Source organism: Paraglaciecola sp. (assembly GCF_051252315.1).
GTDB lineage: Bacteria > Pseudomonadota > Gammaproteobacteria > Enterobacterales > Alteromonadaceae > Paraglaciecola.
On sequence record NZ_JBPOFP010000166.1, the window covers coordinates 1 to 7,282 of the forward strand.

Annotated in this window: 8 protein-coding genes and 1 tRNA gene; 7 read left to right on the forward strand and 2 right to left on the reverse strand. The window is 39.0% G+C overall.

The annotated features are described in order from the left end of the window. From ACSHXM_RS20095 to ACSHXM_RS20125, 7 genes are all read left to right on the forward strand, one after another. Positions 1-884: sensor histidine kinase (locus tag ACSHXM_RS20095; protein ID WP_435691899.1), on the forward strand; the 884-nt coding region annotated here is incomplete at its 5' end. Further along, positions 874-1,692, forward strand: a complete 819-nt coding sequence (locus tag ACSHXM_RS20100) for a LytR/AlgR family response regulator transcription factor (protein WP_435691901.1) — start codon at positions 874-876, stop codon at positions 1,690-1,692. The genes ACSHXM_RS20095 and ACSHXM_RS20100, both read left to right, overlap by 11 nt. Positions 1,693-1,786: 94 nt before the next feature. Beyond that, the gene (locus tag ACSHXM_RS20105) at positions 1,787-2,722 is read left to right on the forward strand and encodes a DMT family transporter (protein ID WP_435691903.1); all 936 of its coding nucleotides are present in this window, start codon (positions 1,787-1,789) and stop codon (positions 2,720-2,722) included. A 69-nt stretch (positions 2,723-2,791) separates the two neighbouring features. Continuing rightward, positions 2,792-3,976, forward strand: a complete 1,185-nt coding sequence (locus tag ACSHXM_RS20110) for an FAD-dependent monooxygenase (protein WP_435691906.1) — start codon at positions 2,792-2,794, stop codon at positions 3,974-3,976. After that, a complete protein-coding gene (locus tag ACSHXM_RS20115) occupies positions 3,973-4,149 on the forward strand; it encodes a hypothetical protein (protein ID WP_435691908.1) in 177 nt (58 codons plus the stop codon). Before ACSHXM_RS20110 ends, ACSHXM_RS20115 begins: the two co-directional genes overlap by 4 nt. A 68-nt stretch (positions 4,150-4,217) precedes the next feature. After that, complete coding sequence (ylqF, locus tag ACSHXM_RS20120; protein ID WP_435691910.1) at positions 4,218-5,234, forward strand: ribosome biogenesis GTPase YlqF; 1,017 nt, start codon at positions 4,218-4,220, stop codon at positions 5,232-5,234. A 12-nt stretch (positions 5,235-5,246) separates the two neighbouring features. Further along, positions 5,247-5,645, forward strand: coding sequence for a YkgJ family cysteine cluster protein (locus ACSHXM_RS20125; RefSeq protein WP_435691912.1), 399 nt, complete (start codon positions 5,247-5,249; stop codon positions 5,643-5,645). A gap of 45 nt (positions 5,646-5,690) precedes the next feature. On the opposite strand, the gene ACSHXM_RS20130 is transcribed toward ACSHXM_RS20125, so the two are convergent. Continuing rightward, positions 5,691-7,094, reverse strand: coding sequence for an alanine/glycine:cation symporter family protein (locus ACSHXM_RS20130; RefSeq protein ID WP_435691914.1), 1,404 nt, complete (start codon positions 7,092-7,094; stop codon positions 5,691-5,693). Positions 7,095-7,206: 112 nt separating this feature from the next. Continuing rightward, a tRNA-Gln gene (locus ACSHXM_RS20135) sits at positions 7,207-7,281 on the reverse strand. Between the last annotated feature and the right edge of the window lies 1 nt (position 7,282).

The window sequence follows — 7,282 nt, forward strand, 5'->3', positions numbered from 1 at the left end:
CTTTAAAACCTCTACAAATGTTAGCTTTGGTTGGAGTGAGCTTGTATCTAACGGCCTTGTTATGGGCCATGGTTAAAAACGTAAACTATTGGGAGATTTATAAAAAAGGTTATCGTCCTGAAGAATGGTATATGTATTTTACCAATACGGTTAATTCTATCATCATGATCGGTTGTTGGACTGGTGCATATTTTGGCATCAAAAATTATCAGATGTTGTTAAAAGAAAAACAGAATGTGCTAAAAGCTTCATCTATGGCGCACCAAGCCCATATTAAAATGCTTCGGTATCAACTTAATCCACATTTTTTGTTCAATACCTTGAATGCCATATCAACTTTAATTTTAATCAAAGATAACCAAACTGCTGGCGCTATGGTGAATCGATTAAGTGATTTTTTACGTTACTCCTTAGATAAAGACCCCATTCGGAAAGTGCCTTTAATTCAAGAGATTCAAGCACTCGAGCTTTATTTAGAAATTGAAAAGGTGAGGTTTGAAGAAAGATTAACAGTAAACTGGGATGTTGACGATACGACTAAAAAGGCCCTAGTTCCCAGTTTAATATTGCAACCCCTGATTGAAAACTCAATTAAATATGCGATTTCAAAAATGGCCGATGGCGGTCAGGTTAATATCTCAGCAAAAACTTTTGGCAGAGATTTAATGTTGAATGTCAGTGATAATGGCCCAGGGGCAGAGATTACAGGTGGCCAATTACCGGTCAGTAATGGCGGAGGAGTGGGGTTAGTAAATATTAAAGAAAGACTTGATGCTTTATATAAAGATAATTATTCTTTTGATATTTCTCATAATTACCCATCAGGTATTAAAATTAACATTCGTATTCCTTTTGAAATAAGTGAGTCGTCCATTGAAGATTAGTACAGTCATTGTTGATGATGAGCCATTGGCTCGAAAAGGGTTGTCATTGCGTCTGGCCGAGTTTGAGAGCATTGAACTGGTCGGTGAATGTAAAAACGGTCTTGAAGCCGTTTCTCTTATTCCACAAATACGCCCTGACTTGGTTTTTTTAGACATCCAAATGCCAGGACTCAATGGTTTTCAAGTGCTTAGTAAATTGAGGGAACTTAAACAGCCTATTCCTATGGTTGTATTTGTTACAGCATTTGATTCATATGCGATTAAAGCGTTTGAAGTCCATGCTCTTGATTATATATTGAAGCCCGTTGATGAAGTGCGATTAAAAGAAGCAATTGATAAAGTCTTAGCAAATTTGGCGATTAAACAACAAGATGGAACGAATGAAAAATTGGCGAAACTCGTCGCTGATTTTACTGGTGATGATTGCGAAGATATTCTGAGGAAACTGGCTAACGGTGAAGTATTAACAAGCTCTAGTTTTCCAGATGTGTTAGCGATTAAAGATGGCTCTGAAGTCACAAGGGTGCCGGTTGCTGAGGTTCAGTGGATTGATGCTGCTGGTGATTATATGTGTGTTCATACAGCTGATAAAACGCATATCATGCGCAGAACCATGAAAGAACTAGAAAATGACCTCGATCCCAAAAGGTTTGTACGTGTGCATAGATCAGCCATCGTGAATATTCAATATGTACAAAAGTTAGTTAGCCACATTAGCGGTGAATATCATCTGATCCTTTCTAATGGAGAAGAATTAAAAGTTAGTCGTAGCCATCGGGATCGAGTAAAACAAATGATAAGAAGCTAGTTAGCTATTTATTTTACAATTAACACCATCATTTTGTAGATCTTGATGATACATTCCAGTTTCAATTAATTGCCTCATTTTTTTCGAAGGTCTTGTGGAATCTGCTCAATCACACCCTAATAAACATTGGTATGGCTTTGCTTTGTCGTTACTTACCGCATTCTTATGGGGTGTGTTACCCGTCTTTTTAAAGCTATGCTTAGAAACAATGAACGCACCAACTATTACTTGGTACCGATTTTTAGTAGCGGGTGTGTTTGTGTTGTTAGTCTTATATAAAAGACGTAGTTTGCCAAACATTAAAGCGTTGAATGTAAAAACGAAATGGTGGGTACTCTTCGCTAGTTTATTGTTGGTCGCTAACTATGTTTCAAATGTTCAGGGCCTTAATTACTTGGCGCCAGAAACGGCGCAAGTACTGATGCAGTTAGCTCCATTTTTGTTGATGTTAGGTGGAATAGTATTTTTTTCTGAACGGTTAACTCCCTTGGAGTTGTTAGGTGCAATTTTTTTACTTATTGGCATGTCACTTTTTTTCAATGAAAGAATTGCTGATTTGTTTAGTGCGTTTAACGAGTTTACCTTAGGTGTAGTAGTGATAATTTTTGCTGCGGTAACATGGGCTGGTTATGCCTTAATGCAAAAACCTCTATTGAAATTGCTTACTGCAAAGCAGTTAACTCTTTGTATTTATGCCATAGGTGTCATTGTACTGTTGCCTTTTTCACAACCAAGTCAATTATTAGATATGCAAACTATTCATTGGTTAGCACTAATATTTTGTTGCGTAAATACCATAGTTGGGTATGGCGCCTTTACGGAAGCATTGTCTGTGTGGCAAGCCTCGAAAGTGAGTGCTGTGATCACCTTAGCTCCTATTTTTACTTTTCTTAGTATGGCAATTGCTGTTGAACTATTGCCAAGACATTTTGTTTCGACAGATCTTAATGTTTGGGCCTATATCGGGGCGGGTATCGTAGTAGTGGGTTCTGCTCTGACTTCGTTAGGGAAAAACAATCACAAACGTTAAAGTGATGAGTGAGTTTATTGGTTATTTCAATGGTAGAATATATTTCTAATAATTTTAAAGGCAGCACTCTTGTTTGATTTTAGTATTGTAGGTGGCGGTATGGTTGGCGCAACCATGGCACTAGGCTTAAATGAATTAGGCTTTAAAGTGGCTTTAATTGAAGCTAACAAACCTAAAGAATTTGAAGCTTCACAAGAGCCAGACAAAAGGGTGTCGGCCATAAATTTACATTCAGAACAATTATTGAATAAATTGGGAGCGTGGCAGTTTATTCAACAGATGCGTGTTTGTGTTTATAGACGGTTATCGGTTTGGGATGAAGAAAGTTGTCGTACTGATTTTAGCTGCCAGTCAATTGGTAAATCTCATTTAGGCCATATAATAGAAAATCGAATTGTGCAGCTGGGATTACTTGGAGCCATTGAAAAAACGTCTAATATCACCTGCTTTTGGGATCATAAAGTCGACTCAATTCAATCCGAAAATGTCACGACTATTAAGCTTAATAATGGAGTTAAGGTAAATTCTAAAATAGTAGTTGGGGCTGATGGTGGTAACTCATTAGTGCGCCAAATGGCGAATATTGGTGTGCAAGGTTGGCAATATAATCAGCAAGCGTTGGCCATCAATATTAAAACCAATACCCCGCAACAAGATATTACATGGCAACAGTTTACTCCCAAAGGGCCGATAGCTTATTTACCCCTGTATGACAGTTACGGGTCCTTGGTTTGGTATAACCATGCTAAAGATGTTCAGCACCTTAAAAACCTGACAAAAGACAAACTTAAACAAGAGATTTTAAAAACGTTTCCAGATGACTTAGTCGACTTTGACGTGTTATCTGTGACTAGTTTTCCGTTGACACGTATGCATGCCAATCAATATTCAAAACACAACACTGTGTTAGTGGGGGATGCTGCACATACGATCAATCCTTTAGCAGGGCAGGGAGTGAATTTAGGGTTTAAAGATATTGCTGTATTATTAGAAGAGTTATCTAAAAAATTGGACACATTGGGACACACCAAAGTATTGGAGCCTGCAAATCAACATACGTGGATGGCTAGTTATGAAAAGAGAAGACGTAAACATAATTTGTCTATGATGTCTGGGATGGATCTCTTGTATGCCGCGTTTAGTAACGATGTTGCACCACTAAAGCTGATTAGAAATTTAGGTCTAAAATTGGCTAATCGTGCTGGGCTATTAAAAAAACAAGCATTAAAATACGCAATAGGACTAAATGAATGACAGTGTTAATTATTTTAGGCATATTATTTATTTCATTAGTGGTTATTGTACCTCTGATTGAGCGTTCAAATTTTCAAATGTCTAACGAACAAATGGGAAAATTTGGTCGTTGGATATTGCCACTATTAGTTATTTCGATAATTATTCAAATTATTATGTATTACAGTCGTTAGCGCTGTTGATATAATCAATAACAATTCATAAAGACCAAAGTTAAACCTTTCATTCTAGAGGCACTCAAATGGCTGTACATTGGTACCCAGGGCATATGCATAAAGCCCAAAAAGAAATCAAACAAGTATTGCCCCAGGTTGATTTGTTGATCGAAGTGTTAGATGCACGCATTCCATACTCTAGCGAAAACCCGGCCATTGCGGAATTAAGAGGCGATAAACCTTGTATTAAAGTGTTGAGTAAAACGGATCTTGCCGATCCGCTCATTACAGAAATGTGGCAAAAACATCTAGAAAAAGAACGCTCGGTTAAAACGTTTGCGGCAACGACAGAACAACCTGCAAAAATGAAACAGATTATTGATCTTTGTCGAAAAATGTTGCCAGAAAAAGACGCCAGCGTCAAAGCTATCAACACTATGATAGTTGGCATTCCGAATGTGGGAAAATCTACGTTAATCAATATTTTGGCTGATCGTGTTATTGCTAAAACAGGTAACGAAGCGGCAGTAACTAAAAACCAACAACGGATCAATTTAGGAAACGGTATCACTTTATTTGATACGCCCGGTATTTTGTGGCCAAAAGTTGAAAACATAAATAGTGGGTATAGATTGGCAGCAACCGGTGCTATTAAAGACACTGCCATGGAATATGATGATGTAGGGTTTTATTTGGCCGATTATTTAATTAAGGCCTATCCAGATGCACTAAAAGAACGTTTTAAGCTTGATCATATCCCCAATACAGAAATTGAATTTTTAGAAGCCGCTGCGGGTACGCGCGGAGCGAAAATGGCCGGAGGGCGGGTTAATTTACATAAGATTTGTGAGGTCCTAATAGGTGAGCTTAGAACCGCAAAGTTAGGCAGAGTTAGTTTAGAAACACCTGAAATGGTTGAGTTAGAAGAAGTCGAAATTGCGAAAATACTAGCTAAAAAAGCGGAAGATAAACAAAAGCGTAAAGAAGGTTTTAAAACAGGCTCACTCACACCGGATAAAAAAGATCGTAAAGAAAAGCGTGAATCAGATAGAGCCGCTCAATCGGCCCGTATGAAAAAGCAAAATCGTTCTCGCTCAAGGTAACTTGGGCAATTTATGAAAGAATGCACCCAATGTGGTAAGTGCTGTGTTAAATATGCTGATGGCGACCTTTCTGCTTCTGACAATGATTTAGACATGTGGAAACTATTTCGCCCTGATATCGCTGAATATACCAAAGGTGGGCTGATATGGTTTTCTCCTCAAAATGGCAAACGTTTATCTTTTTGTCCCTTTTTACGTGAAAATATTCATCCTGATCAAGCCGATAAAAAACTTTATACGTGCGATATCTATCATGATCGTCCTGAAGATTGTCGTTTCTATCCTGTTACGATCCAACAAATGTTAAATGATGAATGCGAAATGTTGGAGTCCAATGAGGTACTTGAGCCTGTGAAGGCTCAAGCGACTCTAGATAGGTTGATGAAAGATAGTCGTCCAAGTTACGACTAAGTTATGGTTGTGAAGCGACAGAGTTTGGCTTAAATAAAGATTAAATTACCAAATTCCATCTTCAGACTTACCTTGTATTTCGCAATCTCCATCTTTGTAACTGATATCTTCATTATTATCACGCTTTCTAAAGTAATCTCTACTAATAGACACTATTGTTGGTGTCATCCAGGCTAGCGCGATTATGTTAATTACAGTCATCAGACCTAGTGCCATGTCTGCTGCAGCCCATACTTCAGGCAAGGCCGCCATAGAGCCCCACAAAATCATCATTAAATAACCTGCGGTATAACAAGCTCTACCGATTTTATTGTCTAGTTTAAACATGTGTAAGTTACTTTCGCCGTAGGCGTAATTGGCCACTACAGACGTAAAAGCAAATAAACTAATAGCCGCGGCGACAAAATCGGCACCGCCTGAGCCCAAGTGTGAGCCCATGGCATCTTGAGTTAAACGGATACCTTCCATTTGTTCGCTATTCGAGCCTCCTGCTAAAAGAATCACGACTGCGGTACAAGTACACAAAATCATAGTGTCTATGAACACACCAAGCATTTGCACGTAGCCTTGAGATACAGGGTGATTAGGGTTGGGTGTGGCACTCGCTGCTGCATGCGGCACACTACCAGAACCTGCTTCATTCGAATAAAGTCCTCGTTGTACTCCGTGTTTAAATGCTGCGCCAATAGCGCCTGCTCCGGCCTCTTGCAAGCCGAAGGCTGAAGCTATAATGTCCCACAGCATTGCCGGTACTAGCTCGATGTTCATAATGGTGATAAACAGAGTCACTAACACGTAAGTCACTGCCATAAATGGTACGACCCACTCTGCAAATTTGGCAATAGCGCGTAGTCCACCGATTACAATTAACCCAGCTAATAAAATAATAACCAAGCCAGAATAAAGAGTAGGGATCTCATAGGCGTGATTTAGCGCGTCTGTAATTGTATTTGCTTGGACTGCGCTAAATATAAAACCATAGCCTAGAAATAGGAATAACGAGAATAAAACAGCTAACCAACGTTTATTGAGGCCTTGTTGGATATAATATGCCGGGCCACCGCGGTATTCTCCATTGGTATCTTTAACTTTGTAAAGTTGACCTAAAACACTTTCAGCAAAACCTGTTGCCATGCCTAGAATGGCAATGACCCACATCCAAAAAATAGCACCAGAGCCGCCCAACGAGATAGCTACGGCGACTCCGGCTAAATTACCTGTACCGACCCTTGCTGACAAACTAGTACATAAAGCTTGAAAAGAGCTTATTCCGGCTTTATCACTTTGCGTACTGCCTTTCATCACTGAAAACATATGTTTGAAATGACGAATTTGAATAAAACCTAATTTAAAAGAAAACCACACACCGGCGATTAACAACATGTAAATCAGTATTTGGCCATCACCCCAAAGTATATTGTTAATGAATGCGACGATTTGATTGATCAAGAGTTTTCCTTTGGAATGATGTAATGATTTTGAAAGTCTGCCGTGTAATGCCTTCGATGTCTATTTTTGAGGCAAAAAAAACGCCAAGCCTTAGCTTAGCGTTTTTTTTATTTGGCTGGGGTAGCAGGACTTGAACCTACGAATGGCGGGATCAAAACCCGCTGCCTTACCACTTGGCTATACCCCAA